The 1,378-nt window shown below is 58.5% G+C and carries 1 protein-coding gene; it reads right to left on the reverse strand.

The genetic code is table 11. The features are described 5' to 3' along the window. Positions 1 to 1,194: dihydroxyacetone kinase subunit DhaK (locus WH277_RS00065; RefSeq protein ID WP_339503628.1), on the reverse strand; the 1,194-nt coding region annotated here is incomplete at its 3' end. Positions 1,195 to 1,378: the final 184 nt, after the last annotated feature.

Genomic DNA, 1,378 nt, shown 5'->3' on the forward strand with positions numbered 1-1,378 from the left:
AACGCTACGCGCGCCGGCCGCAAAGGTGGATCCGGTATCTCCGTCGCCCACTTTGGCATCCAGCTGGTTAAGCTCACTTTCCAGCCCGATCAGCGTCTGGCAAATCGTCGTGACGATCGCCGCGGTCGCCGGGTTGTCTGAAGGGGAAAACGACTGTAGCGAGTCGGCCAGTTTGGCCGGGAGGTCGGCAACCGTCGCAGGCGCCATGGCCGGACTCCAGCCGCTGACCTCTACCGGTGCCAGCAGCGCGGTTTCCAGAGGGGGATCAAGCTGCATCACCGAGAGCGAGAAGCCTTTCATATCCAGTGCACTGACCAGCGTAGCGGGGCCGATCAGCAGCTTCACCTGTTTGCCCAGCGCCGAATGAAGCGCCTCACGCACCAGCACCGCCATTTCCAGCGCCGAGAAGCCGCCCAGATTGTTCACCAACAGGGCGAGCGGCCCATCGGTCTTTTTCGCCGTCAGCTGATGCACCAGTTCAGCGACGATCTCGCGGCTGTTCTGTGTTTTTAACGTTGAGGCCCCCGGTTCGCCGTGGATCCCCATACCCAGTTCGCTGCACCCTTCCGGTACGCGGTGATCGTCACGGGCCTCGCCCGGCACATGGCAGGTGGTGAAAGCCAGCCCGATGGAGGCGGTGGCATCACAGGCCTGCTGTGCCAGCGCGGCCACTTCCGTCAACGACTGGCCCTGTTCAGCAGCATAGCCCGCCACTTTATGCACCAGCGCCGTCCCGGCGATGCCGCGCGGCTGTGGGTTATCCGGCAGCGCAATGTCGTCGCGCACCATCACCATCTCCACCTGGTAACCCATCCCCCGGGCCTTTTCTGCCGCCAGCCCGAAGTTAAGACGGTCGCCAGTGTAGTTTTTGACGATCAGCAGGCAGCCCGCCTCCCCGGTCACATTGATAATGGCATGCAGCACTGCATCCACGCTGGGTGAAGCGAAGATATCGCCGCATACCGCTGCCGTCAGCATTCCTTTACCCACAAAGCCAATATGAGCGGGTTCATGACCCGAACCGCCACCGGAGATCAGCGCAACGCGTGACTTGTCCCAGTCATTGCGCACGACCACACGCATCTGGGGGCCCAGCGCCAGGCGGGCAAGATTGTGATGGGGGGTACTGAGCAGCACCCCTTCAATCGCGTCGTTCACCACCTGCTGTTTCTGATTCATGAAAAACTGACTCATTGCGCACTCCTTGTTAAATGAAGAATATTAATTACCCTTTCAACTAATAAACAATACCCTACATTAAGGGAGATAGCCCGGGGATATTTACTCGTTCCCGCCAAAGATTAAAATCAGCCTCAATGACAACATTACGCTATATAAAATCGCCATCCAAACACCAAACCAACCAATTGATAATAAT

This window comes from Erwinia sp. MYb416, assembly GCF_037479575.1.
GTDB lineage: Bacteria > Pseudomonadota > Gammaproteobacteria > Enterobacterales > Enterobacteriaceae > Erwinia > Erwinia rhapontici.